Origin of the sequence: Chromobacterium haemolyticum, assembly GCF_009936155.1 — a bacterium.
GTDB classification, from domain to species: domain Bacteria; phylum Pseudomonadota; class Gammaproteobacteria; order Burkholderiales; family Chromobacteriaceae; genus Chromobacterium; species Chromobacterium haemolyticum.
The window spans coordinates 4651910-4678622 of record NZ_AP019312.1; the positions used below are offsets into that span (position 1 = coordinate 4651910).

General features: G+C 65.6%; 31 protein-coding genes. 18 read left to right on the forward strand and 13 right to left on the reverse strand.

Going from position 1 to position 26713, the window contains the following annotated elements; translation table 11 throughout:
- The first annotated feature begins 194 nt into the window (after positions 1-194).
- From GYH29_RS21435 to GYH29_RS21480, 10 genes are all read left to right on the forward strand, one after another.
- Positions 195-1889: a HilA/EilA family virulence transcriptional regulator gene (locus GYH29_RS21435; protein WP_052051886.1), complete on the forward strand. Its 1695-nt coding sequence runs from the start codon at positions 195-197 to the stop codon at positions 1887-1889.
- Positions 1886-2350, forward strand: a complete 465-nt coding sequence (gene iagB / locus GYH29_RS21440) for a type III secretion system invasion protein IagB (protein WP_051002580.1) — start codon at positions 1886-1888, stop codon at positions 2348-2350. The genes GYH29_RS21435 and iagB overlap by 4 nt, the downstream gene beginning before the upstream one ends.
- Positions 2347-3120, forward strand: a complete 774-nt coding sequence (locus GYH29_RS21445) for a hypothetical protein (RefSeq protein ID WP_161524371.1) — start codon at positions 2347-2349, stop codon at positions 3118-3120. Before iagB ends, GYH29_RS21445 begins: the two co-directional genes overlap by 4 nt.
- Positions 3121-3312: 192 nt before the next feature.
- Positions 3313-4494, forward strand: coding sequence for a PrgH/EprH family type III secretion inner membrane ring protein (locus tag GYH29_RS21450; protein WP_161524372.1), 1182 nt, complete (start codon positions 3313-3315; stop codon positions 4492-4494).
- A gap of 17 nt (positions 4495-4511) precedes the next feature.
- The gene (locus GYH29_RS21455) at positions 4512-4760 is read left to right on the forward strand and encodes a type III secretion system needle complex protein (RefSeq protein ID WP_107732058.1); all 249 of its coding nucleotides are present in this window, start codon (positions 4512-4514) and stop codon (positions 4758-4760) included.
- Positions 4761-4802: 42 nt separating this feature from the next.
- Complete coding sequence (sctI, locus tag GYH29_RS21460) at positions 4803-5108, forward strand: type III secretion system inner rod subunit SctI (RefSeq protein ID WP_019101638.1); 306 nt, start codon at positions 4803-4805, stop codon at positions 5106-5108.
- On the forward strand, positions 5105-5860 hold the full coding sequence (locus GYH29_RS21465) for an EscJ/YscJ/HrcJ family type III secretion inner membrane ring protein (protein WP_043589656.1): 756 nt from the start codon (positions 5105-5107) through the stop codon (positions 5858-5860). Before sctI ends, GYH29_RS21465 begins: the two co-directional genes overlap by 4 nt.
- Complete coding sequence (locus GYH29_RS21470) at positions 5853-6440, forward strand: type III secretion apparatus protein OrgA/MxiK (protein ID WP_043589655.1); 588 nt, start codon at positions 5853-5855, stop codon at positions 6438-6440. The genes GYH29_RS21465 and GYH29_RS21470 overlap by 8 nt, the downstream gene beginning before the upstream one ends.
- Entirely contained in the window at positions 6397-7092 is a 696-nt protein-coding gene (locus GYH29_RS21475; RefSeq protein WP_141113263.1) for an oxygen-regulated invasion protein OrgB, read from the forward strand. The genes GYH29_RS21470 and GYH29_RS21475 overlap by 44 nt, the downstream gene beginning before the upstream one ends.
- Positions 7089-7613, forward strand: coding sequence for a hypothetical protein (locus tag GYH29_RS21480; protein WP_019103483.1), 525 nt, complete (start codon positions 7089-7091; stop codon positions 7611-7613). Before GYH29_RS21475 ends, GYH29_RS21480 begins: the two co-directional genes overlap by 4 nt.
- Before the next feature lies 1 nt (position 7614).
- Here GYH29_RS21480 and GYH29_RS21485 read toward each other — a convergent pair whose 3' ends face one another.
- A complete protein-coding gene (locus GYH29_RS21485; RefSeq protein WP_019103484.1) occupies positions 7615-8625 on the reverse strand; it encodes a questin oxidase family protein in 1011 nt (336 codons plus the stop codon).
- A gap of 72 nt (positions 8626-8697) precedes the next feature.
- Between GYH29_RS21485 and soxR the strand changes: the two genes are divergently transcribed.
- The 3 genes from soxR (at position 8698) to GYH29_RS21500 (ending at position 10895) form a co-directional block, all read left to right on the forward strand.
- Positions 8698-9192 (forward strand): redox-sensitive transcriptional activator SoxR, encoded by a 495-nt coding sequence (gene soxR, locus GYH29_RS21490; RefSeq protein WP_019103485.1) that lies wholly within the window; start codon positions 8698-8700, stop codon positions 9190-9192.
- A 210-nt stretch (positions 9193-9402) separates the two neighbouring features.
- Positions 9403-10398 carry a hypothetical protein gene (locus GYH29_RS21495; RefSeq protein ID WP_161524373.1) on the forward strand — a complete coding sequence of 332 codons (996 nt, stop codon included), beginning with the start codon at positions 9403-9405 and terminating at the stop codon, positions 10396-10398.
- A 62-nt stretch (positions 10399-10460) separates the two neighbouring features.
- Positions 10461-10895: a CesT family type III secretion system chaperone gene (locus GYH29_RS21500; protein ID WP_157222172.1), complete on the forward strand. Its 435-nt coding sequence runs from the start codon at positions 10461-10463 to the stop codon at positions 10893-10895.
- A 247-nt stretch (positions 10896-11142) separates the two neighbouring features.
- On the opposite strand, the gene GYH29_RS21505 is transcribed toward GYH29_RS21500, so the two are convergent.
- Positions 11143-11676, reverse strand: coding sequence for a carboxymuconolactone decarboxylase family protein (locus tag GYH29_RS21505; RefSeq protein WP_019103488.1), 534 nt, complete (start codon positions 11674-11676; stop codon positions 11143-11145).
- 107 nt (positions 11677-11783) lie between these two features.
- Between GYH29_RS21505 and GYH29_RS21510 the strand changes: the two genes are divergently transcribed.
- On the forward strand, positions 11784-12611 hold the full coding sequence (locus tag GYH29_RS21510) for a helix-turn-helix domain-containing protein (protein WP_161524374.1): 828 nt from the start codon (positions 11784-11786) through the stop codon (positions 12609-12611).
- A 101-nt stretch (positions 12612-12712) separates the two neighbouring features.
- The gene (gene blaOXA / locus GYH29_RS21515; protein WP_161524375.1) at positions 12713-13546 is read left to right on the forward strand and encodes a class D beta-lactamase; all 834 of its coding nucleotides are present in this window, start codon (positions 12713-12715) and stop codon (positions 13544-13546) included.
- Here blaOXA and GYH29_RS21520 read toward each other — a convergent pair.
- Complete coding sequence (locus tag GYH29_RS21520; protein WP_161524376.1) at positions 13528-15567, reverse strand: prolyl oligopeptidase family serine peptidase; 2040 nt, start codon at positions 15565-15567, stop codon at positions 13528-13530. The two genes, blaOXA and GYH29_RS21520, sit on opposite strands and share 19 nt — an antisense overlap.
- 89 nt (positions 15568-15656) lie before the next feature.
- Entirely contained in the window at positions 15657-16721 is a 1065-nt protein-coding gene (locus GYH29_RS21525) for a saccharopine dehydrogenase NADP-binding domain-containing protein (RefSeq protein ID WP_161524377.1), read from the reverse strand.
- A 106-nt stretch (positions 16722-16827) separates the two neighbouring features.
- Here GYH29_RS21525 and GYH29_RS21530 point away from each other — a divergent pair, with 106 nt between their 5' ends.
- The gene (locus GYH29_RS21530) at positions 16828-17409 is read left to right on the forward strand and encodes a TetR/AcrR family transcriptional regulator (RefSeq protein ID WP_019101732.1); all 582 of its coding nucleotides are present in this window, start codon (positions 16828-16830) and stop codon (positions 17407-17409) included.
- Here GYH29_RS21530 and GYH29_RS21535 read toward each other — a convergent pair.
- Genes GYH29_RS21535 through GYH29_RS21545 form a run of 3 tightly spaced genes read right to left on the reverse strand, consistent with a single transcriptional unit; the run spans position 17406 to position 19823 of the window.
- Complete coding sequence (locus tag GYH29_RS21535) at positions 17406-18110, reverse strand: substrate-binding periplasmic protein (protein ID WP_019101731.1); 705 nt, start codon at positions 18108-18110, stop codon at positions 17406-17408. The two genes, GYH29_RS21530 and GYH29_RS21535, sit on opposite strands and share 4 nt — an antisense overlap.
- 55 nt (positions 18111-18165) lie before the next feature.
- The gene (gene ltaE / locus GYH29_RS21540) at positions 18166-19194 is read right to left on the reverse strand and encodes a low-specificity L-threonine aldolase (RefSeq protein ID WP_019101730.1); all 1029 of its coding nucleotides are present in this window, start codon (positions 19192-19194) and stop codon (positions 18166-18168) included.
- 14 nt (positions 19195-19208) lie between these two features.
- Positions 19209-19823: a TetR/AcrR family transcriptional regulator gene (locus GYH29_RS21545; protein ID WP_052051882.1), complete on the reverse strand. Its 615-nt coding sequence runs from the start codon at positions 19821-19823 to the stop codon at positions 19209-19211.
- Positions 19824-19973: 150 nt separating this feature from the next.
- On the opposite strand from GYH29_RS21545, the gene GYH29_RS21550 reads away from it, so the two are divergent.
- Positions 19974-20312: a darcynin family protein gene (locus GYH29_RS21550; RefSeq protein WP_019101728.1), complete on the forward strand. Its 339-nt coding sequence runs from the start codon at positions 19974-19976 to the stop codon at positions 20310-20312.
- Between the two features lie 138 nt (positions 20313-20450).
- Here the strand turns inward: GYH29_RS21550 and GYH29_RS21555 are convergent, their stop codons facing one another.
- Positions 20451-20675, reverse strand: coding sequence for a hypothetical protein (locus GYH29_RS21555; protein WP_019101727.1), 225 nt, complete (start codon positions 20673-20675; stop codon positions 20451-20453).
- 230 nt (positions 20676-20905) lie between these two features.
- Here GYH29_RS21555 and tcdA point away from each other — a divergent pair, with 230 nt between their 5' ends.
- Positions 20906-21709 carry a tRNA cyclic N6-threonylcarbamoyladenosine(37) synthase TcdA gene (gene tcdA / locus GYH29_RS21560; protein WP_161524378.1) on the forward strand — a complete coding sequence of 268 codons (804 nt, stop codon included), beginning with the start codon at positions 20906-20908 and terminating at the stop codon, positions 21707-21709.
- Positions 21710-21773: 64 nt separating this feature from the next.
- On the opposite strand, the gene GYH29_RS21565 is transcribed toward tcdA, so the two are convergent.
- The 5 genes from GYH29_RS21565 to GYH29_RS21585 form a co-directional block, all read right to left on the reverse strand.
- Entirely contained in the window at positions 21774-22517 is a 744-nt protein-coding gene (locus tag GYH29_RS21565) for a M48 family metallopeptidase (protein WP_019101725.1), read from the reverse strand.
- Positions 22518-22692: 175 nt separating this feature from the next.
- Positions 22693-23538: a CDP-diacylglycerol diphosphatase gene (locus GYH29_RS21570; RefSeq protein ID WP_161524379.1), complete on the reverse strand. Its 846-nt coding sequence runs from the start codon at positions 23536-23538 to the stop codon at positions 22693-22695.
- 250 nt (positions 23539-23788) lie between these two features.
- Positions 23789-24781 carry a murein tripeptide/oligopeptide ABC transporter ATP binding protein OppF gene (oppF, locus tag GYH29_RS21575; RefSeq protein WP_081554480.1) on the reverse strand — a complete coding sequence of 331 codons (993 nt, stop codon included), beginning with the start codon at positions 24779-24781 and terminating at the stop codon, positions 23789-23791.
- A complete protein-coding gene (locus GYH29_RS21580; RefSeq protein ID WP_019101722.1) occupies positions 24774-25775 on the reverse strand; it encodes an ABC transporter ATP-binding protein in 1002 nt (333 codons plus the stop codon). Before GYH29_RS21580 ends, oppF begins: the two co-directional genes overlap by 8 nt.
- Positions 25776-25793: 18 nt before the next feature.
- Positions 25794-26708 (reverse strand): ABC transporter permease subunit, encoded by a 915-nt coding sequence (locus GYH29_RS21585; RefSeq protein WP_039755096.1) that lies wholly within the window; start codon positions 26706-26708, stop codon positions 25794-25796.
- Positions 26709-26713 lie beyond the last annotated feature (5 nt).

The window sequence follows — 26713 nt, forward strand, 5'->3', positions numbered from 1 at the left end:
ATACACGCCGCGCGATGCGAATCCGCAGCCGGCCCCAAGAACCAGCGCAAATCACCCAACAGATCCACCGAACAAAAAACACGCCGACATGCAGCGATGCTACGGGGAATAGCACACAAGTCGCGGCATTGGTCGACTCGATCCGCATGGTCCGCCATGCGCTATTGCGCCGTGCGCGCAAGAGGAACTAGAAGATGGCGTTACATAAAGATGGCTTCATGAACAGGCAATTTGTATTTGGCGATTTCGTCTTGCACTTCGACGGCATGCTGCTGCATCGCGAGCAGCAAATCAGCATTCCGCCCAAGGAATTGGCGGTGCTGACCACCCTGCTGGAAGCAGCGGGAGAGCTGGTCAGCAAGGACGCGCTTTTGGACCGCGTCTGGCCGGATGGCGAAGTCAACGAAGAATCGCTGACCCGCTGCATCTACGCGCTGCGGCGCATCCTGCTGGAAACCAAGGACTGCCGCTACATCGACACGGTGTACGGCAAGGGCTATCGCTTCAGCCGTCCAGTGGCCATGGTGTCCAAACCGACGCCGCTGGCGGCTCAATGCTCGGTGGCGGTGCTGCCTTTCCGCACTCACCCACAGCTGGACGCGGTCAGTCTGCACAACGCTCTGGTGCAATGTCTGTCGCGCTACTCGCCGTTCGGCCTGATCGTGCTGCCGGCCACCATCACCGAGAACTGCCGCGACGTCACCGACATCGTGGCAATGATCGACCAGCTGCGCCCGGACTATTACCTGGCCGGCCAGACTCTGCAGCAAGGCGGCGTCTGGAAGCTGCGGGTGGAATTGGTGCGCGCCGCCGGCCATCAACTGATCCACCATGAAAGCATAGAGCTGAGCCCGGAACAGCCCATCACCGCGCTGCAGACCCGGCTGGCCAGCCTGCTGCCGCAACGCATTCCCGGCCTGCGCTGGAATCAGGGCCAAAACAACGAGCTGGGCTCGCTTGACATGGCCATCACCTATTTGAACGGCCGCCACGAACTGCAACAACACACCCCGTCCAGCCTGCGCCGCGCGCTAATGCTGCTGCGCCAGTGCGTCAACGCCGGCCCCAGCCACGCACTGCCTTACTGCAGCTTGGCCGAGTGTTATCTGACCCTGGCCCAGTTGGGCCTGTTCGACCAAGCCCAGGCGCTGATCCAGGCGCAGCAGGCGGTGAACAAGGCGGTGGAGCTGGACGCGGCCAACCCCCAGGCGCTGGGCTTGCTGGCCCTGCTCAGCAGCATGCGCTCTCAGCAGGCGGTGGCAGAGGCCCTGTTCGAACAGGCGCGACTGCTGGCGCCGGACGCCGTCGACATCCATTACTACCACGCCTGGCATTTATTCCTGTCCGGCAAGCTGGCCCAGGCGCAGCAGGCGCTGGACGCCTGCCTGGAACGCGACCCTTCGCGCATCTCCGCCAGCATTCTCAAGCTGTGGCTGACCTATTACGAGCGCCGCATCGAAGACGCGGTATCGCTGGGCAAACGCCAGCTCTGCCAATACGGGCAGAACCACCCGGTGCTGCAAAGCGTGCTGGCGCTGCTGCTGGGACTGCAAGGCCAGCACGCGCAAGCCGACGAACTGGTCCAGGCGGTGCGCGACTCCGGCGAGGAGGCCGGCCTGCTCGCCCTCAATCACAGCTATGTGGACTACTGCCGGCGCGGCGACGCCGCGCTGCCGGCGCTGCGCGCCTTCCTCGCCAAGGTGGACAGCCGCCAGGTGCGCTCCAGCCTGCTGCCGCTGATTCTGGCCGCGCAGGGCCCGGAGGCCGCAGTCCAGCATTGGCGCCAGTTGCAGGCCGAAGGCTATCTGTGGATCAAGGCCTGGCGCCATGATCCGCGTCTGAGCGAACTGGCGGAACACGCCCAGCCTTGCCAGCCGGAGGCGGCGTGATCCGCGTCTGTCTGCTGTCCGCTCTATTGTTATGCGCCGGCGCGGCGCGGGCGGACTGCTGGGATCGTGCCGGCCGCATGTTCAATATCGCGCCGGACTTGCTCTACGCCATCGCCCAACAAGAGTCGGGGCTCAAGCCGGACGCGGTGGGACGCAACCGCGACGGCAGCCGGGACCTGGGCCTGATGCAGATCAACAGTGTCCATCTGCCGCGACTGCGCCAGTTGGGCGTCACCGAACCGCAGTTGATGGGCGACGCCTGCCTGTCCGTGGTCGTCGGCGCCTCCATCCTGGCCGAGATGATGAAACGCTACGGTTATTCCTGGGAGGCGGTGGGCGCCTACAACGCCGGCACCGCGCCCAACCGCCGCGCCTTGCGCATGCGTTACGCCGAGCAAGTGTGGCGGCGCTACCAGAAACTGCGTCAAGCCGCCCCACCCCCAAGCAAGGAGCTCTCATGATTCGCTCGCTTCCCCCGCCGCGCCCGCAGCCCGCCGCGGCCCCGGTCGCCGCCCCAAGAACCTGTCCGCAGCCGGCCTGGACCGCCCAGCTGCGCGGCGTCAGCCAGGCGGCCTCGCCTCAGCCCGCGCCGCGCACGGCTCAGCCCAGCCGCTCCGTCAGCCAACTGCGGCAAGCTTTTCAACAAGCCACGCCCCAGGCTCGCGCGGAAATATCGGCGCGGCCCATGGGCAAACTGCGGCAGGCCATGGCACAGGTGAACGGCGGGCCAGCACGCGCCGACGCCGCGCCGATGCCCAAGCGCGATCCGATGGCGCTACAGCGCATGTTGAAGATGTCGCCCGAGACCTTCCTGGCTTTTCAGAAAAGCCTGGAGGGCAGCGCCGGCAAGCGCGCGCCGGCCAAGGAGACTCCAATGCCGGCCGCCGTCGTGCAAACCGCGCCCACCGCGCCCCCCGCTCCGGTGCTGAGCGCCGCGCCGCAGCCAACGCAGCCCGGTCAGATTCCACCGCCGCCACCGCCACCGCCGCCACCTCCCCCACCGCCGCCGTCCGTCAACGCGGCGGCCCCGGCGGCCGGCCCGGCGCGCGCCTGGAACAAGGTCGCGGCGGCCAGCGTGGCCGATATCCAGCAATTGCGCGACGAGCAGAGCCAAAAACTGCGCAAGGAGCCGAGTTCAAAACCCTCTACCGCCACGCCGGAAGGAACGAAACTCATCAATGAATTGAAAGAAAGAATAGCGGCGCGGGCCGATAGCGCCCAAGAGCGCTGAACCCGCGCCATCCCCGATCCCCCTTTACATGGCGGCCGCCGCTTCCGCGGCACGCCGCCATGCTTTTTCCCTCCTCCCCGAATCTGATTCCCCTCCCGAGATTTCATCGGTTTTCCATCAGGAATCCGTTCCGGCTTGTCCGTAAAGTGAATGCCAACATCGCAGAACCTTGCGCACTCACCGACAGACACCATGGCAGCTGAAGACATCACTCTCTCCGCGCCGGCGCCCATCGTGGTCCGCCTGCTCAACAGCCCGCTGCGCGGCTGCGAATTCCTGTTGCAACCGGGCAAGACCTTGTTTCTGGTCGGCCCGGCCGCCGCCCTGACCGAAGCAGGCCAGTTGCCGGAATTGCCCGCCGACGCTCTGTTCATTCCGCTGGAACAGGGGGGCGTCAATTTCGAAGTGCTGATCGATCGCGCCGAGCCTGACCAAGTGACTTTGCGCGAACTGCGCGACGCCGGCATTGACGAACGTCCGGCCGAATTCAACCGTCCGCTGCGCATCGGCGCGCTGGAACTGGCGTTGCGGCCGGAACATCTGTCCTGGTCGCCGGAAGTGCTGGGTCACGGCCAAGACGCGCCCCCGCCGGAACAAAAACCGGCGCGTCGCCACGCCGCCGCCGCGGTGGCGCTGGCGGTGATCGCCGCGCTGTTGCTGGCCAGCGGCGGCTACTGGCTGTGGAACACCCCCCAGCGCCAGGCCTCGGAATTGAACGCCTTGCTGGGACGCGACAGCCAGCGCTTCCAGGTGCTGCCCGGACGCGACGGCGTGTTTTACGTCTCCGCCGCCAATGAGCGCGACAGCGCCTGGGCGCGGCAAGTGCTGGCGCGCGGCGACTACAACCGCCCGGCGCGGGTGCTCAGCCCTCAGCAGGAAAACGAACGCGTCGGCCGCTGGCTGGCGGATCACTACCCGCACCTGCCCTACTACCGCTTGCAGCTGGACAACCCGCGCCGGCCGCAGCTGTGGGTCAGCCAACAGCGCGCCGCGCTGGGCGGGCCGGCCAGCCAGGCGCTGTCGCAGCGGCTGGCAGAACAAATGCCCTACGCCGACGCGGTGGACATCGTGCCGGTGGACGACGCCGCAGCCGCGAGCCAGGCCGAAACCGGCCTGTCGCGCCAGGCGCTGCCCTTCACGCGCAGCGAGCAGCCCAACGGCGTCACCTTCGTGATCCAGGGCTCGCTGGACGACGGCGAACTATTGCGCGCACGCCGCTTCGTCGACGACTACTACCGCCAATGGGGCGGCCGCTACGTGCAATTCGCCATTGAATTGAAGGACGACTGGCTCAAGGGCAAGTCCTTCAAGTACGGCAACCAGGGTTACGTCAAGATGGCGACTGGCCACTGGTATTTCCCCAAACCCCTGTAAATCAAAGGAAAATCACCATGCCAATTATCTCTAATCCGGATTGGACCCTCAGCGACATGTCCAAGGAGTTCGACACCGGCACCAGCAAGCTCCAAACCGAACTGACCGACGCGCTGAAAAAGTTGAACGGCAACCCGTCCAACCCCCAGTTGCTGGCCGATTACCAGAGCAAGCTGTCCGAGTACAACCTGTACCGCAACGCGCAGTCCAACACCGTCAAAGTGTTCAAAGACATCGACGCGGCCATTATTCAGAACTTCCGCTAAACCCCGACGCCGGCCACGCGCCGGCGCTTCAGGAGTCCGCCCATGACCCCCATCTCCACCCTCTCTCTGGATTCGCTGACCGCTCAGGTCAGCGACATCACTCGCTCCGAACACAATCTAGTGTCGCTGGACGACCGCCTCATCCAGGCCTTCTCGCAAAACGCCGTGGGCGTAGGCATGGAGAAGGACGCCATTCTTCAACGGCTGGAACAGCCGGGCCTATTGAGCAATCCGGCCGTGCTGATGGAGCTGCAGCAGCGCACCTCCAATTACAACCTGGAGGTGTCCATGATCAGCACCCTCACCCGCAAAACCGTGGGCGCGGTAGAAAGCCTGCTGCGCTCATGATCCGCCATGGTTTCAAAGCCGTATTGCTGGCATTGCTGCTGACAGGCTGCCAGCAGAAGGACTTGCTCAAGGGCCTGGATCAGCAGCAGGCCAATGAAGTGATCGCCGTCTTGCAGCGCCACAATATCGAGGCCGACAAAACCGACCGCGGCAAGGCCGGCTTCAGCATCGCCGTGGCGCAGCCGGACTTTGCCGCCGCCGTGGACTGGCTGAAGGCCTACAACCTGCCTTCGCGGCCGCGGGTGGAAGTGGCGCAGATGTTCCCGGCGGATTCCCTGGTGTCCTCGCCGCGCGCGGAAAAGGCGCGGCTGTACTCCGCCATCGAGCAACGGCTGGAGCAGTCGTTGCAAACCATGGACGGCGTGCTGTCCGCGCGCGTGCACGTCAGCTACGACCTGGATTCCGGCGAAGGCGGCCGCGCCGCCAAGCCCATCCATTTGTCCGCGCTGGCGGTGTACGACCGCGATGTGGATCCGGAGCAAATGGTCAACGACATCAAGCGCTTCCTGAAGAACAGCTTCGCCGACATCGATTACGACAATATCTCGGTGGTGCTGTCGCGGCGCAGCGAAGCGCAACAGCAGGCGCCCACCGCGCCGGCGGAAGAGCGCGGTTCCGGCCTGAGCTGGCTGATGGCCGGCGTGGCGCTGATCGCGCTCTTGGGCGCCGCGGCGGCCTGGCTGTGGCAACGCCGCGCGCCCAAACCCGCGGCAGCGCCGCCCGCCGCCGAGCCGCAGACCGGACATGAATAAGCCGCCCGCCGCCCGTTCCCCGGCGCTGCAAGCGCTGCTGTACGACCCGCTGGCCTACCTGCACCCGCGAAGGCTGGTCCTGCCGTCGTCGCTGACCGCCTCCGCCGCCGCGCGCGCGGCGGCCAATGAACTGGTGATTTCCGCCTATCGGCTGGACAGCGACTGCGCCGACGCCCAGTTGGACCCGCTGGCGCGGCAATGGCTGCGCCACTGGCGGCGTCTGCCTCAAACCGCCTATTTGCTGGGCTGCCACGCCTTGCGCGCCGGCTTGGGCTGGCAGGCCGGCCTGCTGCGGCTGCCGGACTGGGCGCAGGAATTCGCCGCCGTTGCGCTGCCGCCGGACGCCGCCGCCGCGCAACGGCCGGCGCTAAGCCACGGCGCGCTGCTGCTCACCGGCTACGGCCGCCTGCAAGCTTGGCGCGAGCGGCTGCCGCGCCCCTTGGCGCAACGCTTGCCGCTGCAGTTCCCGCCGGAGGCCGACGCCGCGCCGCCGCAACCGGCCGCCGACGCCCTGATTCTGACCTTGGCCCTACAACATGCCCAGAGACATCCCCACACCCCGCCCGCCGATCGCCGCTGAAGGCGTGCTGGTGCGCCGCGGCCAGCTGCGCCGCGCCGCCCGCGCCGACCAACTGGAGCGCGACGCGCGGCAACAGGCGCAGCGCGTGCTGCGCGAAGCCGAGCGCCAGGCCGAATCCTTGCGCCGGCAAGCCAGCCAGGAAGGCTACCAGCAAGGCATGCTCGCCGCGCTGGAACACGCGGCCGCCCATCTGGCCGCCAGCCAGGCCATGGCTTGGAACTGGCGCGAGCGGCTGGAGCAAGAGGCGCGCGCCATGCTGGCCGCGGCGGTGGACCACCCGGACACGCTGCTGCTGCTGCTGGACGAATGGCTGCGCGGCCTGGATCAGCCGGACGCCACTCTTTACCTGCAACTGCCCAAGCGCGCCCGCGCGCTGCAGCCGCAGCTGATGACGCTGCTGGCGGAAAACTGGCCCGGCGCCATCCAGATCGACTACCACGCCGACGCGCGCTTCATGATGCGCTGCGCGGACCAGGCGGCGGAGTTCTCGCCGGAGCAATACGTGGAACCGGCCAGCCGCCAGCTGCTGCAATGCCTGGAGCCTTTGCCCCAAGACTGCCGCCGTTTGTCGGAACAGGCGCTGCGCGGCTTGATCGCGCAACTGGAACAAGATCTGGCGGCCTTGGCCGCCTCAGACAGGAGCCCGGAATGATCCCCTCGCTGACCCCCTCCGCCTTGGGCCGCGCCGCCGCGGCCGGCGACGACCTCATCCCGCTGCAGCAACGGCTGCTGGCCGCGGCGCAAGACGCCGACGGCGCCCCGCCGCCAACGGAAACGCCGGAGGCCGACGACGCCAAGCCGGTGGAGCCGCCACCGCACAAATGGCCGGACTTCGAGTCCGACCCCGTCGCGGTGGCCTTCCTCGCGGCGCTACGCGAGCTTCCGCCGCCGGCGTCCGACTCTCAAGAGGACAAACAGCGCTATGCCGACGCCGTCGGCAAGCTGCTGGGCGAGTTCAAGGACCCGGCCACCGGCGAACAGGCCTTCACCACCTTGAAGCAGAAAAACGACATGATCCAGCGCACGCTGGAACAGATTGACGCCGCCTCCCCGCTGCACACCGCCCTGATGACCTCGCTGGTGGGCAATATCGGCGTTGCCGGCATGATGCAGCAATGGATGCAGGACGCGATCATGTCCGGCGGCGTGCCCAAGGAGATGGAAGACTGGTGATTCACACCGCGTCCCACAAGGCCCGCGCCGCCGCCGCGTGATAGAAGACGTCGCCGCTGCGCTGGAACTCCCGCCGGCAGGCGTACACCAGCTTGATCACATGCTCGTTGCGCACATTCAGCGCGCGCTGCAGCAATAAGGGCCAGGCCGGCTGCTCGTCCGGCAATTCCTCCGCCTCCAGCGCCGGCGCGCCGATGGACACATAGGCGACGCAGAAGGTCTGCCACAAGGCGGGACGCCACTCCTCCGCCGGCAGGCCGGGCAGATGCTCCAGCACGTCGCGCAGCGCCAGCGTCGCCGTCACCATGTGCAGGGCGGTGAAGTTGTCGGTCTGCCAGTACACCCGCAGCGCCGCCCGCGCCAAGGCGTCCAGCCAGTCCGGCGTTTGCGGCGCGCCGGGCAGCGCTGCGGCGAAACGCGAATCGGCCAGCACTTCTTCGAACCGCTCCTGTATCCAGTACTCCGGACTGTTCCAGCCGGCCAGCGCCTGCGACAAGCGCTCCAACCCATCCTCCGCCGAGGCCGTCGGCGCGTTCGCGTCCAAACCGGCGGGCAGGCGCAGATAGCTGCTCAGATAATAGGCCAGGGCCGCCGCCGCCTCGCCGGCATGGCCGGCGCGCAGGGCGAAGGCCAGCCGGATCAAGGGGTGGAAAGCGCCGCCGCCGGGTGAAAACGGCAGGCTGCCCAGCACCTCGCGCGCGGTTTCTTCCACGCCGCGCGCCGCCACTCTCTCCTCCATCACCCTGAGCAGCGCCGGGAAAGCGTCCAACCGCCCCACTGCCTCGTCCCAACGTCCCCAGCCGATATCGTAGTCCGCTGCTTCCGCGGGCTGGGCGCGCTCGCTTTCCCAAAAATCGAAAAATGCGCGCAGCTGGTGCGGCTCTGCCCCCATTTCCGCCAAGGCGGTCAGCGCCATCGGGCAGTGGTTGGTGGTGTCGCTGTGCATCAGCGAAAACTCATGGTTGGCGTCCAGCAAGGCATGCAGTTCGGTGTGGCGGCTTGGCGCGTTCATGGCGTCCTCCTTGAAAAAATCATGACCTTACGATAAAAGTTAAAGTCAACTTTAAGTCAAGCGAGTCCGCGCATGCCCGCCGCTCCCACTGCTAAACCCTTCCCCTGGCTCAGCATAGGCGAGCTGGCGCGCCGTTCCGGCGTGGCCGCCAGCGCCCTGCGCTACTACGAAAGCCAAGGCCTGCTGCACAGCGCCCGTTCCGCCGGCGGCCAACGCCAATACCCGCGCGACGCGCTGCGCCGCGTCGCCTTTATCCGCGCGGCCCAGATCGTCGGCATCAGCCTGGACGATATCCGCGGCTCGCTGGCCGCCCTGCCCAGCCAGCGCACGCCGACGCCGCGCGACTGGGAGGCGCTGTCCGCTAACTGGCTGCCGCGCCTGCAGCAGCGCATAGACGAACTGACCCGGCTGCGCGACCGGCTGGGCAACTGCATAGGCTGCGGCTGCCTGTCGCTGAGCCAGTGCGCGCTGTACAACCCCGGCGACCGCGCGGCCAGCCTGGGCGAAGGACCGCGCTATCTGATAGGCGAACCGCCGACGGAGGCAGCCGACCAAGACGACGGCTGAGAACGTGTTTACGATCTCGCGAGCTAGAGCAGGACAAGGCGTTGCGGCTGAACAAGCAGGGTGCGCGCGCGGCACGTGAGCATTTCGAAGACGGCTCTCATCGCATAAGGGCTCAGTTGCTCGTAAACAGGTTCTGAGCGCTTCCTGAAAGCCGCCGCCGGCGCGGCGCGGTGTAATGGCGGCCATTTTCAACGCCACTGGAGCGCCATCATGCTATTGCCTCTCGGCTTTCCCTCCGTCCGGCCCCACGCCAGCCCCTCGCACGCTCCGGCCCCCGAAACCCCCGCCGCCCAGACCGGCAGCCTTAACGGCAAGCCGGTGCGCATCGACGACAGCGCTGAAAGCCGCGGCAAGGCTCACGCGGTCTTGAGCGAATGCCTGTCCGACGTACGCCGCTTCTTCCAGCCGCTGACCGGCCGGGTCTCCCGCTTCTTCGGCGCGATCCCGGACTGGGTGCGCAAGCTGACGGGTCAGGCCAAGCCGGCCGACGCGGCCACGGCCGTCACCTCCCCTATCGCCAGCCCCATCTTCGCCGGCCAGTTTCAGCAACTGTGCGCGGAATTCACTCAACGCCTGGCGCGGCATGAGGACATGAGCGGCGCCTTCCGCAAATCCGACTCCCTCACGGAACAGAACAGCCTCAAACAAGCGATGATGAACGGCAAAGCCGATATCCCATCCTTGACCAATGTGCAAATGGCCGCGCTGATCAAGGACATCGTCAAGAACCAACTGCCGCTGCCCAGCGGCACGGCCTTGGAGACTCACGTCAAGCAGAGTGACGATCCTTGCGCACTGCACCGCGAGATGCTGAAGCAGCTCGACGGCCCGGCAAAAGACTGCGCCGAGGCCGCCATGACGGTGCTGGCCCAGGCCTACCGCGAAGCGCGTGAGAATCCTCAACCAGAATTCTACGCCCCCGCCCTGCTGACCTGCCTGACCCTGCACACGGACGACTACCGCTACGATAGCAACTTGGATCCTTTGGAAAACTCGATGCTCGGCACGCAGCGCTCGGAGACTCAATCCAATATCCGCAAAGCCATCCTGCAAAGTTGGCTGAACACGCCTGCCGCCCCTGCGGACTCGTCAGCCGAGCATCCTTCCTCCCCGGCGGATAAACCCGTCACGGCGGAACCGTGGCGTGCTCAGTACGCCACGGTCATGAAGCAACTGCTCACCCAGCGTCCACAGCGCTCGGAATAAGCGCCATGCCCCGGCCGCCGCCCGCGGCCGGCTTCCATCCACCCGTCCAAGAAGAAAAAAACATGTCCACGCCTTTCCAACACGCCGTCGTCGAACTTTGCCAATCCCTGTCGCTTCCGCCTCCGGATCAGATGGACGACAGCCTCTTCACCCTGCAAGTGGGCGAACACGCGGTGCATCTGAGCGAGCAGCCCGCGCGTCAGCTGCTGATGTTCTGCTGCCTGTCTCCGCAGCAGGCGCAAGCGGACCCGTCGCCGCTGCGGCAGAACCTGTTCAGCGACGACCCGCTCAAGCCGGTGATCGGCCAATCCGCGCACAGCCAGGACTGGGTGCTGTGGAACCGCCAGCCGCTGGCGCATTGCGACGCCGCGGCGCTCCAGCGGCAACTGGAACGCATCAGCGACTGCGCCGAGCGGTGCTGCCGCGCGCCGGAACCAACAGCGCCGGCCTTTGCGCCGCAAGCGCTGCGCCAACGCCACGCCCGGCTGCATTGCTGAGAGCCTGTTCATAATCTGCTGCGCTGCGTGGAGCGTTACACGGTGAGTGCAACCTCGAAATGCTCATGTACCACTCGTACATTCCGCTTTCTCAGCGGTTTTCGCCTTGTCTCGCTCTTGCTCGCGAGATTTTGAACTGGCTCTAAGCCACACCGCGGCAAGCCCAAAAGGAAAAAGGCCGAGGCCGCCGGTATACGCCAGTACACCGGCCAAGCCTCGACCTCGCTCAATCAGCGTCAAGCGCCGCCTACAAGGCCACCACCGGGAAATCGATCTCGGTACCGGCGATCAGATTGGCGTAATTGGTCAGCGTGTTCAGCGCCACCGCGGCGATCACCTCCACCAGCAGGCCGTCGTCGACGCCGGCGGCACGCGCCGCGGCCAGGTCCTGATCCGATACCACCCCGCGCTGGCTGACGATTTGCACGGTCAGGCGGGCAATCGCGTCGGTCTGCGCGTCGGCGGCCTGGCCGGCACGCGCCGCCTGGATGTCCGCCTCGCTCAGGCCGGCGCCCTTGCTCATCAAGGTATGGGCGGACAAGCAATACTGGCAGGCGTTGGCCTGGGCGGCGGCCAAGGCGATCACTTCGCGCTGACGCGCGCTGAGTTTGCCCTTGGTCAAGGCCTCGGAGAAGCCCAGATAGGCGTTTAACACCGCCGGCGCTTGGGCGAAGGTGGCGAACAGATTGGGCACCATGCCCAGTTTGGCCTTGACGGCGTCCAGAGTGGCGCCCAGTTCCGGGCTGACTTGATTGCGGTTTACGGTGGGGATGCGGGACATGACTGACTCCTGAATCTCAAGTTGAACGACGATGGGGACTGCACAGAAGCCATCTTGCAATACAATCAGACGTCTATCGTCTCGAAAACTTTGCAGATCGTATCGAAATGGACCTGTTGACGCCCTTGTTGCAGCAAAGCGCGTTTTCCGCGCGCGTGTTCCACCATGGCAATCTATGCCATCTGGTCGATTTCGACCCCGGCGCAACGGCCGGCCACCTGCACTTGCTCAAGGGCGGCCGCCTGAGTTGCACGCTGCGCGACGCGCTGGTGCTGGATACCGACCGCCCTTGCGCGCTGCTGTTTCCGCGCCCCAGCGCCCACACCCTGCTGCCGGTGGGCGAACGCGGCGCCGACCTGGTCTGCGCCACGCTGGACCTGGGCTTCAAGACCGGCGGCCCGCTGGCGATGGCGCTGCCGGAATGCCTGGTGCTTTACCTGGACGACGCCCCCAACCTGCTGCCCACGCTGCAACTGCTGTTCGACGAAGCCTTCTCCGAGCGCTTCGCCCGTCAAGCGGCGCTGGACCGGCTAATGGAATACTTTCTGATTCAAGCGATACGCGCGGTGATAGACAGCGGCCAAATCCACAGCGGCATTTTCGCCGCCATGACCGACCCCAAACTGGCGCGCGCCGTCAACGCCATCCATGCGCGCCCGGAGCGCGGCTGGACCGTGGAACTGCTGGCGGAACAGGCCGGCATGTCGCGCGCGCGCTTCGCCGCCCGCTTCCGCGAACAAGTCGGCCTCCCCCCGCTGGATTATCTGACCGACTGGCGGCTGGCCGTCGTCCGCCACCAGTTGCGCCAGGGACACGCGATCAAGCGCATCGCCGCCCAAGTGGGCTACGCCAGCCCCGCAGCGCTCAGCCGGGTGTTTGCCCAACGACTTGGGCTGCCGCCCAGCGATTGGTTGAAACAACAGGCGGCAATTTGAACAGCGCGACGCGTGGAACTTTGGAATCCGCCCCCCCATCTGACTCCAGACCGCGGCGATCCAATGGACGCGCCGCGCCGAATCCACCATAGGGAAACATCATGAATGCACCACGCCTCGCCGCCGCCGGCCTGATCTGCGCCGGCTTGTTCAGCCTGCCGGCTCACGCCGCCACGCTGTGCACCCTGCTGGCCGACGCCAAAAGCGGCGATATCCTGCTGCAGCAGGGCAACTGCGAACAGCGCTACACTCCGGCCTCCACCTTCAAGATTCCGCTCAGCGTGATGGGCTTCGACTCCGGCCTCCTTCAGAGCGAACACCAGCCGGCGCTGCCTTATCGGGACGGCTATGTGGACTGGGGCGGCGATAACTGGAAACAGCCCACCGATCCGGTGCGCTGGCTGAAATACTCCGTGGTGTGGTATTCGCAGCAGATCGCCCAGGCCTTGGGCGAAGAGCGGCTAAGCCGTTACGCCGACGCCTTCGGCTACGGCAACGCCGACTTCAGCGGCGACCCGGGCAAGCACAACGGCCTGGAGCGCGCCTGGATCGCTTCTTCGCTGAAAGTGTCGCCGCTGGAACAGCTGGCCTTTGTGCGCAAACTGGTCAACCTTGAACTGCCGGTGTCCAAGCGCGCGCAGGAACTGACAATGAAGATCGTGGAAACCAGCGCCGCGGCGGACGGCTGGCAGGCTCACGGCAAAACCGGCATGGCTTATCCGCGCAAGGCGGACGGCGAGTTCGACGAAGAACACCCTTACGGCTGGTATGTGGGCTGGGCCAATAAGGGCGAGCGCTCGCTGGTCTTCGTGCGCCTGATACAGGACGACAAGAAAGAGCCGGGCACCGCCGGCGTGCGCTCGCGCGCGGCTTTCCTGGAGGAGCTGCCGGCGCTTGCCGCAGCCCCCTCCACCGCTCAATCCATCAGCCGCTGATACAAATACACCAGCACCCGCGCAAGTTCCTGCGCGGTCTGTTCCTGGCCGGCGTTGCCGCTGTGGCCGCCGGCCTCGGTTTCCAATAGCAGCGCGTCGTGGCCCAACTCCCGCATCCGCGCCACCATCTTGCGCGCGTGCGCCGGATGCACGCGGTCGTCCTTGGCGCTGGTGGTGAACAGCGCCAACGGATAGGCCAGATCGCCGCGCAACCGGTGGTAGGGCGAGTACGCCGCCAGCGCCGGCCGTTGCGCCGGATCGTCCGGGTCGCCGTATTCGTCTATCCAGCTGGCGCCGGCCAGCAGCTCGGTATAGCGCAGCATGTCCAGCAGCGGCACTTCGCATACCACCGCGCCGAACAACTCCGGCCGCTGCGTCATGCAGGCGCCCACCAGCAGGCCGCCGTTGCTGCCGCCCTCGATGCCCAGCCTGGCCGGCGCGGTCAGACCGCGCGCCACCATGTCTTCCGCCACCGCGATAAAGTCATCGAAGCTCACCTGGCGGTTCACCCCCTGCGCCGCTTGATGCCAGCCGGGGCCAAACTCGCCGCCGCCGCGGATGCAGGCCAGCGCGAAGGCGCCGCCGCGCTGCAGCCAGTGCGGGCCAAAGTTCTCCACGTAGTAAGGCATCATCGGCACTTCGAAACCGCCGTAGCCGTACAGCAAGGTGGGCGTGGAGCCGTCCAGCGGCGCGTCGCGCCGACGCACCACGAAATAGGGAATGCTTTCGCCGTCCGGCGCGCGCGCCTGCCATTGCTCGGCGATGAAATCAGCCGGATCGAAAGCCTCCGGCTGACGACGCAGGCATTCCTGCGCGCCGCTGGCCACGTCCAGCCGGTACAGACCGGTGGGGGTGAGGAAGTCGCTGAAGCTGTAGCACAGAATATCGCTGTCCCAGGGCTGATCGGCAAACTCGATCACTCCGCCGCTGGGCGTGGGCAGGGCGCGCTCGCGCCAGACGCCGTCCGCCTTGTCGAAAGCCAGCAGCCGGCTTTTAACTTGGTCCAACAGATTGACCACCACGCTGGCGCGCGTGGTCTCCACCGACTCCACCGCCAAGCGCGGCTGCGGCGCCACCAGCAATTGCGCGGCGATCCGCCCCTGCCGCAACGGCTCCAGCGCCACCGCCAGCAAGGCGCCAGCCGGATAGACGGTTCCGGCGGCGTCCCAGTCTTCGGCCAGCTTGACGATCAAATCACCGTGCAGATAAGCCTCCAGCTCGGCCTTGGCCGGCAGCGGCAGCGCCTGGGTTTCCAGTTCGTCGTCGATCAGATGGTAGGTTTTGCTGTAGAAGCTGTCCGAGCACTCAATCAGGTCCAGCGGCGCGCCGTCGGCGTCGAGGAAGCGCCAGGCGGCCACCATCATCGCGTCCTCGCCGGCGGCGAACACCTGGCTCCAGGCATGCCGGCCTTCCTCGCCGCGCTCCACCAGCCACACTTCGCGCGGGTAGCCGGAACGGGTCAGCGGCGCGCCCGGCCAACCGGGGCAGACCCAGGCGCTGTCCGGATCGCGCCAGGCCACATGGCTCTTGCCTTCCGGAAAGCTGAAACCGTCCGGCCGCCAGGTTCCGGCGGCCAGATCGTATTCGCGCGCGATGCCGGCGTCGCCGCCGCCGGCGGTCAGGTGCACCATGGCTTGCAAGGGCGCCAGCGTGCAATGGGACACGCCGTCCAGATACCAGTCCTCGTCGGCGGCCTCGGCCAGCGCGTCGATGTCCAGCACGATCTGCCAGTCCTGCTCGGCGGCGCGGTAGGCCGCCAGCGTGGTGCGGCGGTAAATGCCGCGCGGATGCGCTTCGTCCTGGTGGAAGTTGTACAGCCAGCCGTCGTGCTCGGCGCAGAACGGGATCTGGCGGGTGTCGCGCAGATGGGCGAGGATTTCGTCGCGCAGGCCGGCGAAACGCGGGTCGGCGTCCAGCAGCGCCTGGGCGCGCGCGTTCTGCGCGGCCACCCATTCGGCGGCGGCGGGATCGTCCAGGTTTTCCAGCCAGGCGTGGGGATCGGGAGCGTTATAGTCGGACATCGGCGTCATCACGGTTGCGGATCAATGGCCGCGAGGTTAGCACCCCGCGCCGCCAACGCCAAATGCGCCACACCCGCTGCTCCCGAAGTTCAGACCGCGGTGATCTCCACCCCCTCCCCCCGTAGCTGGCGACAGGCCTGTTCCGGGTCCAGCAGCGCCTCTCCCAGATAGACGCCGGCGGGCGGCGCGTCCGCCCCCAATAAATGCTCGATCTGCAAGACGGCGCCCAAGGCGGTCAAGTGCGACTGCCCCAAGGGATCCGCCAACTGCACGGTTTTTTCGCACGGCCGGCCGGCGGCGTCCTTGCCCGCAACGGCAATGCGGATGCGGTGAGCCGCGCCCGGCCCCGGATTGTAGAGCAGCGCCCGCCGCGCGCTGTTGAACATCGGTCGCGACAGCAGCCGCCATACGCCGCTGCGCACCAGCAAATGCAGCAAGGCGGTGGCTTTGCCGTCGTCGAAACCTATGCGCGCGTCCACCTGCGCGGCCCCGATGATGGCGGGCAAATTCGCTTGATCCGGAGTATCGAAACGGTAAACCCGGTGGCGGCCGCCGGCGCCGAAGTCGGCGGCGTGGCCATCTAGAAAACCGCTGCGCTGAACCCACTCCCCTCGCTCCATAGTGTGGAAAGGCTCGGACAGCCGATCCATGTAGGCAGTGGAGTTGGGCCCCGCCTGATCGGCCATCGCGAACAGGATGTCGATGCCGACGCGCTCGACCTCGGCGATGGCTCTCGCCGCGTCGCGCGCCGCCAGGCTGGCCACGCCGGCCATCCAGGCCGAAGACAGGACCACCGGCGCGCTGGGCCGTCCATGGGCGGCCACGGTCAGCAACGCCTGCTTCAGTCTCTCCGTCCAGAGCGTGATGTCCAGGTAGGCGTGGCCTTGAGTCAGCGCCAGGCGCAGCAGCCGGTCATGCGCATCGTTGACCAAACCGACGATGAGCGCGCCTTTCAGATGCGCCGGCAAGACGGGCGCGTCCACATCCATCGCCATCGCCTCGGCGCCATGCCGCGCCGCCACCGTCTGGGCCGCGTCTAGACGACGGCCGGCGATGACGAGATTGAGATCCGGCCTGCGCCGCGCCAGCAAAGACGCCACTTGCGCCCCCACCACGCCACTGCCACCAACAAGAACAACGCTTGGAGAAGTCATGCCTCACCTCAGTTTTGGTCAATTGACCAATATTTAAACATGAACTTGGTCGTTTGAACAATTAAAATAGCGGCCAGCAATTCCAGGCGATCACGGAGGAGAAAAGATGTCGGCCAAAGGAGAAGAAAGACGCGAGGCGATTTTGCGCGCGGCGATGCGGGTATTGACCCGCGACGGCGGACAGGGCTTCCGCATGCGCGCCATCGCGGCGGAAGCCGAGGTGGGCATCAGCCATGTCCAGTACTACTTCAAGAACATCGACGCGGTGATGGAAGGCGTCATGGTTCGCTATCTGGAAGACTGGGATGAGCTGATGCTGGACGCGCCCGCCAGCCTGGTCGGCGCGCTGGACTTTGTGCTGGCGACACAGCTTCAGCAGGGCGGCTGCGCCTTGCTCTGGGAGCTGTGGGCGCTGTCCAGCCGCAACGAGGCCGCCGACGCGGCGCTCAAGACTTTCTACGCCGGCTATACCGACCGGGTTTGCATGCTGCTGCGCCGCGAGGCTCCGGCGGACGCGCCCGACAGCGTCGTCAGGGAGCGCGCGGTGCTCATCGTCGCCTTGATCGAAGGCCTATCCATCCTGCGCGGCAACGGCCGGGAACAAACGCTGGCGCCGCAAGCCCAGCGCCATGCCGTAGAGGCCGTGCTGGCCTTGACGGCCTTGCCGCTGCCGGCCGCCAAGGCCTAATCCACGCTCCGCGCGGCGGCCTTGAATCGGGCGATAACCTCCGGCGCGGTGCCGCGATTGAAGGCGGCGTAGAGCGCGCTGTCCAGTTGCGCCAGCTTCATGCCGCGCCGCACCAGCGCCGCGTCCAGCCCCAGAGACTTGAGCTTGCTGCGCATGCCGATCTCGGTGGCGGGCAGCAGGTCGCAACGGCCGGACACCAGCTTCTTGACGTTGATGCTGGAATCGGAAGTCGGATCCAATCTCGGAAAGCCTTCCGTCTTCAGATACTCTTGCCGGTAATCCCCCAGCACCACGCACACCGAGTAACGCTTGGCCGCCGTCAGCGTCGGCGCCTGGATATCGCGGCGCGACGCCAACTGATAGAAATACACGTCGGAATCCAACAGCTTGACGGCGAAGTTCAGGTGCTTGAGCCGCTCCCGGGTTTTGGCGATCGGAAAGATCGCCGCGCCCGGCCGGGTCTTGGCTTCCTCGTAGGCGCGCGCCCACGGCACCGTCTCGATGCGCGACGGCGGCAGGCCGAGATGGTCCAGAATGGCCAAAACAGGCGCCACCGCCAGTCCGCCGCTGATCCGGCCATCCGGCCCCACTTCCACATAGGGAGGATCGCCGCTGCTGAACAGCCTCACCTCGTCCAGAGAGCCCGCCAAAGTGCCGCCGCAAGCCAGCGCGGCGCAGCAGGCGCTGAGCCATTGTTTCATCCCGCCTCCTTTTTCCACGCCGCAACTGCTTAATTTATAGCCGCCGGGCTTCCGTTCAGTCGGACAACACCCGTTGCAACGCCTCCACCAGCCGGTCCAGGTCCTCGCGCCGCACCTGCCAGTGGGTGACGATGCGCATCAGCCCGCCTTCGGGCGGATTGGCCTTAACGCCGGCCTGGCGCAACGCGGCCATCAACTCGGCCACGTCGATGTCGGCGGTAAAGCGGAACCAGACCATATTGATGTGCACGTCTTCCAGCTTCACCTCGACGCAGGGCAGCACGGCCAGCCGCTCGGCCAGGTAGCGGGCGTTGGCGTGGTCGTCCTTGAGCCGGTCCACCATCTCGTTCAGCGCCACGATGCCGGGCGCGGCGATGACCCCGGCCTGGCGCATGCCGCCGCCCAACAGCTTGCGGTTGCGGCGCGCGCGGGCGATGAAATCCGCGCGGCCGGCCAGGATGGAGCCCACCGGCGCGGCCAAGCCCTTGGACAGGCAGAACATTACCGTGTCGGCGTATTGGGCGATGTCTCGCGCATCGCAGCCCAAATGGGCCGCGGCGTTGAAAATACGCGCGCCGTCCAGATGCACCGGCACCTGGTGGCGACGCGCCACCTCAGCGCTGGCGGCCATCGCCTCCAAGGGAATCACGCGGCCGTTGCAGTGCGCGTTTTCCAGACAGATCAAGCCGGTCCGCGGCCAGTGGATATCCTCGCCAACGCGGATGCGCTGTTCAATCGCCTCGGGCGACATCACGCCATCCACGCCGGCGATGGTGCGCAGCTGCACGCCGCCTATCACCGCCGCGCCGCCGGTTTCGTGCCAGACGATGTGACAACCCTCTTCCAGAATCACCTCGTCGCCGCGCTGACAGTGGGTGAAGATGGCCAGTTGGTTGCCGAAGTTGCCGGTGGGCACGAACAGCGCAGCCTCCTTGCCCAGCTTCTCCGCGGCCAGTTGTTCCAGCGCTTGCACCGTGGGATCGTCGCCGTAGACGTCGTCGCCCACCTCGGCGTTGAACATCGCCTCGCGCATCGCCGGCGTCGGTTGGGTCACGGTATCGCTGCGCACATCAATCCATTGCATGATTAGCTCCTTCGCTAAGTGGAAATCTCGGGCCCTTGCCGCGGCAAGGTCAGGTAGGCGGCCAAGGCCGCCGCGACGCAGCGCGTCAATTCCGCCTCGTCCGGCGCGTCCTCCAGCGCCAAACCGTGAATCAGGCTGTCCGCCATCCGCAGCAGGCGCGGCGCGCGCTCGGCGGGCAGGCCGCCGCCGGCCAGCCATTCGGCCACGCAGTCCTGCAGCGCCGCGTCCAAGGGATTGTCCTCCGGCGGCGCGTCGAACTGCGGCCATTCCCGCTCCAGCACCCGGTGCAGCCCGGGCGCGGCCAGATGCAGACGCAAGCAAGCGGACACCAAACACTCCAGTTGCGCCTGCCACGGCAGGCCGTCGCTCAGGCGCAAAGCCTCCCGCGCCGTGGCCAGGGTCTCTTCGCCGTGGCGGCTATGCAGCGCCGCCACCAGCGCCTGTTTATTGGGAAAGTACTGATACAAAGAGCCGATGCTCACACCGGCCAGTTCCGCCGCCTTATTAGTGGTCAGCCCGGCATAGCCGTCGCGCTCCAGAATGCGAGCAGCCGCCTCCAGAATCGCCGCCACCACGTGGCGGGAGCGGGCTTGGCCGGGTTGTTTTCGGGCTTGCGGAATCATGGGCATGCGGCGGTCCGTAAGGGCGGGAGGCCTGCCCCGCGGCAACGGGGCCTGCGGCGAGAAGACGGCGACAAAGGCTTAGCAGAACACGAGTTTTGCCGGCTGACAAGGGCGGATACATTGAAAGCGACTCCAACCCACCCTGAAAGCGGAACCATGAGCCAAAGCTACGCCTTCTTCGCGCTGCTGCGCGTCCATCCCAACTGGCTGCGCTTGAGCCGGCCCGAACGCCGGCAATTCGAAGCGGAAACCCTGCGTCCGATCTACGCGCGCTATCCGGCGGTGCGCATGCGCTGGTTCGACGCCGAAGCCTTCACCACCCGCTGCAGCGACATCGCGCTCTTTGAAACGGAATCGATCAAGGACTTCTATTACCTGATCGACGCGCTGCGCGACAGCAAACTCGTCACCGAGCCTTATTTCGAGTTCGTCGACATTCTGCCGGCGGTGGAAGACGGCTTCCGCGACTACGACGCGCAGCTGTCCGCGGGCTGAACCACCCGCTCCGCCAGGCCGGGCAATACAAACGGCGACCTTGCGGTCGCCGTGTCGCTGCTGCGGGAGGCCGGGTTATGCCCGGCGAATCCGGCCCGGAACGACCGGTGGAAACACTCTCAGATTGTCAGCAGTGGCTTAATGGATTCGATACGATTGCTTGATCTCGCTTACGCGGCGCTCGGCCTGTTGAACGGTCAGCGGACTCATGCTCACATGAGCGCCGCAATGGCAGCGCAACACGCTGTCGGGGTGCAGGGACTTGAGATGATGACGGATTTCATGGCCGCATTCCTCGCAGGCGACCACAACGGTGGCGTTGTAATGCTTGTCCAGATCAATATCGAATCTTTGCTGCTTCATGGGAATCTCCCTTGCTGTGACAAAGGCCGGCCGGCCAGAGGAAGAGCAGGAAGCGCTTCATGGCCGACCTGAAATGAAGGATAGCCCCGCCGACGAAAGGTTCCCAGCAATCAGCCACTTAACTGTGGTTTTTTTGACCGTTGGCAAGCCCCGCGTCCATGGCCGACGCACTGGCCAGTTGCCGGGGCTTGCAGTATCCTTCGCCGATTTGATTGTTGACGATTGCAAGCATGGACACCCACAACGCAGATCTGGAACGCCGCTTCGGCGGCATCGCCCGTCTTTACGGGCAGGAGGCGCTGGCCCGCTTCCAGGCCGCCCACGTTTGCGTGGTCGGCGTCGGCGGCGTCGGCTCCTGGGCGGTGGAAGCGCTGGCGCGCAGCGCCATCGGCAAGCTGACTCTGATAGATCTGGACAATATCGCCGAGTCCAACACCAACCGCCAGTTGCCCGCGCTGGACCCCAACTACGGCATGGCCAAGGTCACCGCGCTGGCCGATCGCGCGCGCGCGATCAACCCCGCCTGCCAGGTAATAGAGATCGAGGACTTCGTCACCGAGGATAATCTGGAGCAACTGCTGGGCCAGGGTTACGACTTCATCATCGACTGCATCGACAGCCTGCGCATCAAGACCGCGATGGCCGCCTGGTGCGTGCGCCGTCGCCAGCCTTTCATCGTGTCCGGCGGCGCGGGCGGCCAGACCGATCCCACGCTGATCCGGGTCGCGGACCTGGGCGAGGTCACTTACGACCCGCTGCTGTCCAAGCTGCGCTACAACCTGCGCCGTCACCATCAGTTCAGCCGCGAACCCGGCAAGAAGCTGCACGTTCCCTGCGTGTTCTCCACCGAACAGCTGGTTTATCCGGACACACCGGAACAACAAGCTTGCGACGCGACAGCGGCGCGCGGCCCGCAGGGCCTGTCCTGCGCCGGCTTCGGCGCGGCGATGACGGTCACCGCCAGCTTCGGCCTGGTGGCGGTGGCGCAGGCGCTGAAGCAGCTGGCCAAGCCGCCCAAGGCCAAACGCCACTAGCCTCGGTCCCGGCAACAAAAAAGCACCGCCTTGGCGGTGCTGTTTGCTTTCGGGCGAATGCCTCTTACATGCTCTGGATCTGCTTTTCCAACTTCACCGCGCGGTCGCCCGGCGCCGGGTGGCTGGACAACAGGCTGCTGTCGTTGCCATACAGGTCAGCCAGCTTGCGCAGCGCGGCCGGGCCGCCTTGAACATTGTAGTTGTGACGCTTGAGGAAGCCCACCGAGTAAGCGTCGGCGTCACTTTCCTGAGACTGGGAGAACTGCGCGTTCACCACGGCTTCGGCGAAGCCGCCGAGCTCGGATTCGGACAGGTTGGCGGCCACGGCGTTGCCGCTGCCGGCCGCGCCTTTGCGCGCAGCGGAGGTAGCGTAGGCCAGTTGCATGGCTTTCTTGGTGTGGCCCAGTTTCACGTGGCCGATTTCATGGCCGATGACGAAGCGCACTTCATCGTCGTTCATCTTGTCCATCAGGCCGCTGTACACGCGCACGGTGCCGTCGGCCATGGCGAATGCGTTGACTTCCTTGGTCAGATAAACCTTGAAGTTCAGCTTGGTGCCGTCTTCGCTGTCCAGGCCTTTGACCATCTTGGCCAGGCGCTTGGAGTAGGCGTTGGAGGCCGGAGCCACTTTGTTTTTCTTATCCATTACCACGCTGGATTCGGCCGCCATGGCTTTGACGTCGGCGTCGCTGAGCGTGGCGGATTTCACCAGGTCGGAACCAGCGCTGATCATGGAGCCTAGATCGAAAGCGTGCGCCGGTGCGGAGAAGCAAGCAGCAGCCAGAACTGTCAGAGCGAATGTTTTCATGTTGTCAGTCTCATTTAGTTTACAAATTCAATTTACAAACAAAGCAGACGGATGCTATCCGCTTTGTCCCCGCTTGAAAAGCGATTGGCATAACTACCCGCCATTCCCGATTCACGGTCTCCAAGGCGCTTAACCGGCAAGCCCTTGCCAGCGCAAAGGTTTTTCCGGAACCGAGCTAGCCTGGTGGAGAAGCGGGATACGAATGGTTGTCGCGGAGACGCAACGCATACGAACCATTAGCAGGCTCGCCCCGCTCGCCGGCGCGCAGCGCCGAGCAGGCGTGGTCCTGCAACTCCTCGACCGAGGCGCGGTTGGCGCCGATCAGGCTGGCGCGGCTGCTCAGCAGAATGAAGCCGTCGCGGCCGTCGGCCAAGCGCGTCGCCACCAGCGCCAGGCCGTAGCGCCCCATGTCCAGGCCGGCTTCCGGCAGGCCGGCCGCCAGCGCCTTGAACGGATCCACTTCCGGGCCGCCGTCAGCCTTGGCGGCCAACGTGCGCGCCCAGTAGGCGTGGCCTTGCAACTCCACCGGCAGTTCCCGCCACTCTTCGTTCAGGCTGTCCTTCAGATCGTCCAGCTGCTGGCGCACGGTGGCGTCGGTGCAGGAGATGTGGATGTGCAACTGGTTCTGGGTGCGCCCGTATTGGGAGTTGATCGTCAACGACAGCAGTTCGCGCGGGATAGCCCGGCCATAGCGCTGTTCCAGAAAGCTGCGCGCGCGCCAGGCCGCCTCCCAGTAGTCCGGCGCTCTCTCGTTCAGCAACTTCGGGCTTTCGATGCCGCTGAGGCGGACGGTGGGAATCAGCAGGTATTGCAGCCAGCCGTTGCGGTCTTTCAGCACCGCGTAACCGCCGCTCAGGTCCACTTCGGCGCAGGGCGCCGGCTGACCGGCGGCTTGCTGATTGGGCACGCACTGCCGGTTGACGATGTTCCACAAGGCGTCGGAATCGGCCCACAGCAGCGCCGAGTACCCCAAGGCCAACGCGGCCAGCAGGCCGGTGGCGATTTTGCACGTGGTTTTCATGTTTGGATTTTTACTTGATGCCACCTCGCCACTATAGCGAAGCTCGGGGCCTTGAGAACGTGTTTACTATCTCGCGAGCAAGAGCGAGACAAGGCTAAGACAGCTGAGACAGCGGAATGGTCGAGTGGTACATGAGCATTTCGAAGCGGTGCTCGCCGTGCCACGTCTCACGACGCGCAGCAGATCGTAAACAGGTTCTGAGACGAAAAAACCGCCCCTAGGGGCGGTTTGTCGCAGGGGAAAGTCCGGCTCAGGCCAACAGGCAAGAGGACTGGCTCTGCTCGCTGACGCGGCGCAGCGGCGTGGCCTGCTGAGCGCAGCGCGCCTCCGCCTGCGGGCAACGGGTGCGGAACACGCAGCCGGACGGCGGGTTGATCGGGCTGGGCAAATCGCCTTGCAGGATCTGAATCACCTTGGTCTTTTCCAGCTTCGGGTCCGGGATGGGAATCGCCGACAGCAAGGCGCGGGTGTACGGGTGCGACGGCGCGTCGTACAGCGCGGACTTTTCCGCCAGCTCCATTTCGCGGCCCAGATACATCACCAGGATGCGGTCGGAGATGTGTTTGACCACGGCCAGATCATGGGCGATGAAAATCAGCGCCAAACCCATTTCGCGCTGCAACTCCTTGAGCAGATTGATGATCTGCGCCTGGATGGACACGTCCAGCGCCGATACCGGCTCGTCGCAGATGATGAGCTTGGGCTCCAGGATCAGCGCGCGGGCAATGCCGATGCGCTGACACTGGCCGCCGGAGAACTCGTGCGGATAGCGGTTGATCATCTGCTCGCGCAGGCCCACCTTGGCCATCATCGCCTTGACCCGGCGCATCACTTCCTCCGGCCCCAACTCCGGCTTGTGCACGCGCAGCGGCTCGCCGATGATGTGGGCCACGGTCATCCGCGGATTGAGCGAAGCCAGCGGATCCTGAAAGATCATCTGGATGTCCTTGCGCACCGCCAGCCAATCCTTGTCGCTGCCCTTGCGCAAATCCTTGCCCATCCAGACGATTTCGCCGTCGGTGGCGGGAATCAGGTTCAGGATGGCGCGGCTGAGCGTGGATTTGCCGCAGCCGGATTCGCCCACCACGCCCAGGGTTTCCCCGGCGTAGAGGTCGAAGCTGACGCCGTCCACCGCCTTCAGGGTTTTCTTGGGGCTCCACGGCCAGCTGTCGTTGCCCTTGACCTGGAAGTGCACTTTGACGTCGCGCACCGAGAGAATGGCCTGTTTGGCTTGTTCAGACATGGGCCACCTCCTGGGCTGCTTGCGCCAGCTCGACGGCCGGCTTGTGACAGGCGCGGATCACCTGCGGATTGTGGCTGCTGGCCTGCAGCAGCGGCAGTTCGTCGGCGCAACGCTCGGTGCTGTGCTGGCAACGTTCGGAGAACGGGCAGCCCTTGGGCATGTGCGCCATATTGGGCGGGTTGCCGGGAATGCTGACCAGCTCGCTGCCGTCGTGGTCCAGCCGCGGCAGCGCGCCCAGCAGGCCGATGGTGTAAGGATGGCTGGGGTGGTAGAAGATACTGTCGGCATCGCCGTATTCCATCACCCGGCCGCCGTACATCACCATCACTTTTTCGCACAGGCCCGCCACCACGCCCAAATCGTGGGTGATCATGATGATGGAGGTGCCGAAGTCGCGCTGCAGATCCTTCAGCAGAGTCAGGATTTGCGCCTGCACCGTCACGTCCAGCGCGGTAGTGGGTTCGTCGGCGATCAACACTTCCGGCTCGCACAGCAGCGCCATCGCTATCATCACCCGCTGGCGCATGCCACCGGAAAATTCATGCGGATACATATCCACGCGGCGCGCCGCCTCCGGAATGCGCACCGCTTCCAACAGCTCGATCGCGCGCTTCTTGGCCGCGCGCCGGCTCATGCCCTTGTGCAGTTCCAACACCTCGGTCATCTGCCGCTCCACCGTCAGGTAGGGGTTGAGCGAGGTCATCGGGTCCTGGAAGATCATGGACACGCGGTCGCCGCGGATGGCGTTCAGTTCCGGCGCGCCCATGGTCAGCAGGTCTTTACCGTGAAACAGCACTTCGCCGCTAGTGGAACCGTTGCGGGCCAACAGCCCCATGATGGACAACACAGTCTGGCTCTTGCCGGAGCCGGACTCGCCGACGATGCCCAGGGTCTGGCCTTTGTCCAGTTCGAAGCTGACGCCGTTGACGGCATTGACCATGCCGTCGTTGGTCTGGAACTGGACCCCGAGATTGCTGACTTTCAAAATGCTCATAGTGGTTCTACCTCGGGCTCATCGATCTTTCGGGTCCAGCGCGTCGCGCAGGCCGTCTCCGATATAGTTGGCGCAGTACAGCGTCAGCGACAACATGCCGGCGGGGAACAACAGCTGCCAGGGCTGGGTTTCCATGGTCTTGGTGCCGTCACCGATCAAGACGCCCCAGCTGGTCATCGGCTCTTGCACGCCCAGGCCCAGGAAGGACAGCACCGATTCGGTCAGAATCACCCCCGGCACCGTTACCGTAGTGTAGATCACCACAATGCCCAGCAAATTGGGCACGATGTGGCGGGCGATGATGGTGGAGGTGGACACGCCGATGGCGCGCGCGGCCTCCACGTACTCTTTGGACTTGATCGACAGCGTCTGGCCACGCACCACGCGCGCCATGTCCATCCAGCCCAGGATGGTGATGGTCAGCACCACAAGATAAAACTCGCGGCCCAGCAGGGTCACCATCAGGATGGCGATCAGCAGATAGGGCACCGCGTACATCATGTCCACGATGCGCATCATCAGGTTGTCTATCTTGCCGCCGAGGAAGCCGGCGCTGGCGCCCCACAACACGCCTATGATCACCGCGGCGACGGTGGCCAACGCGCCCACCATCAGCGAGATGCGGCCGCCTATCAGGGTGCGCACCAGCAGGTCGCGGCCCAGATCGTCGGTGCCGAACCAGTGCATGCCCTGCCAGGTGGGCGCCAGGCTGATGGCGTCCCAGTCGGTGTCGTCATAGGTATGGGGCAGGAACATCGGTCCAAAGATGCAGGCCAGCACGATCAGCGACAGGATGATCAGACTGACCACGGCCGCGCGATTGCGGAAAAAGCGGATGCGCGCATCGCGCCACGGGCTGCGGCCTTCTACGGCGGCATCGTCCAGACGGGTCTCCAGCGCGATCGCCGCTTGCTTCTGTTTGCTTCTCAACATGGGAA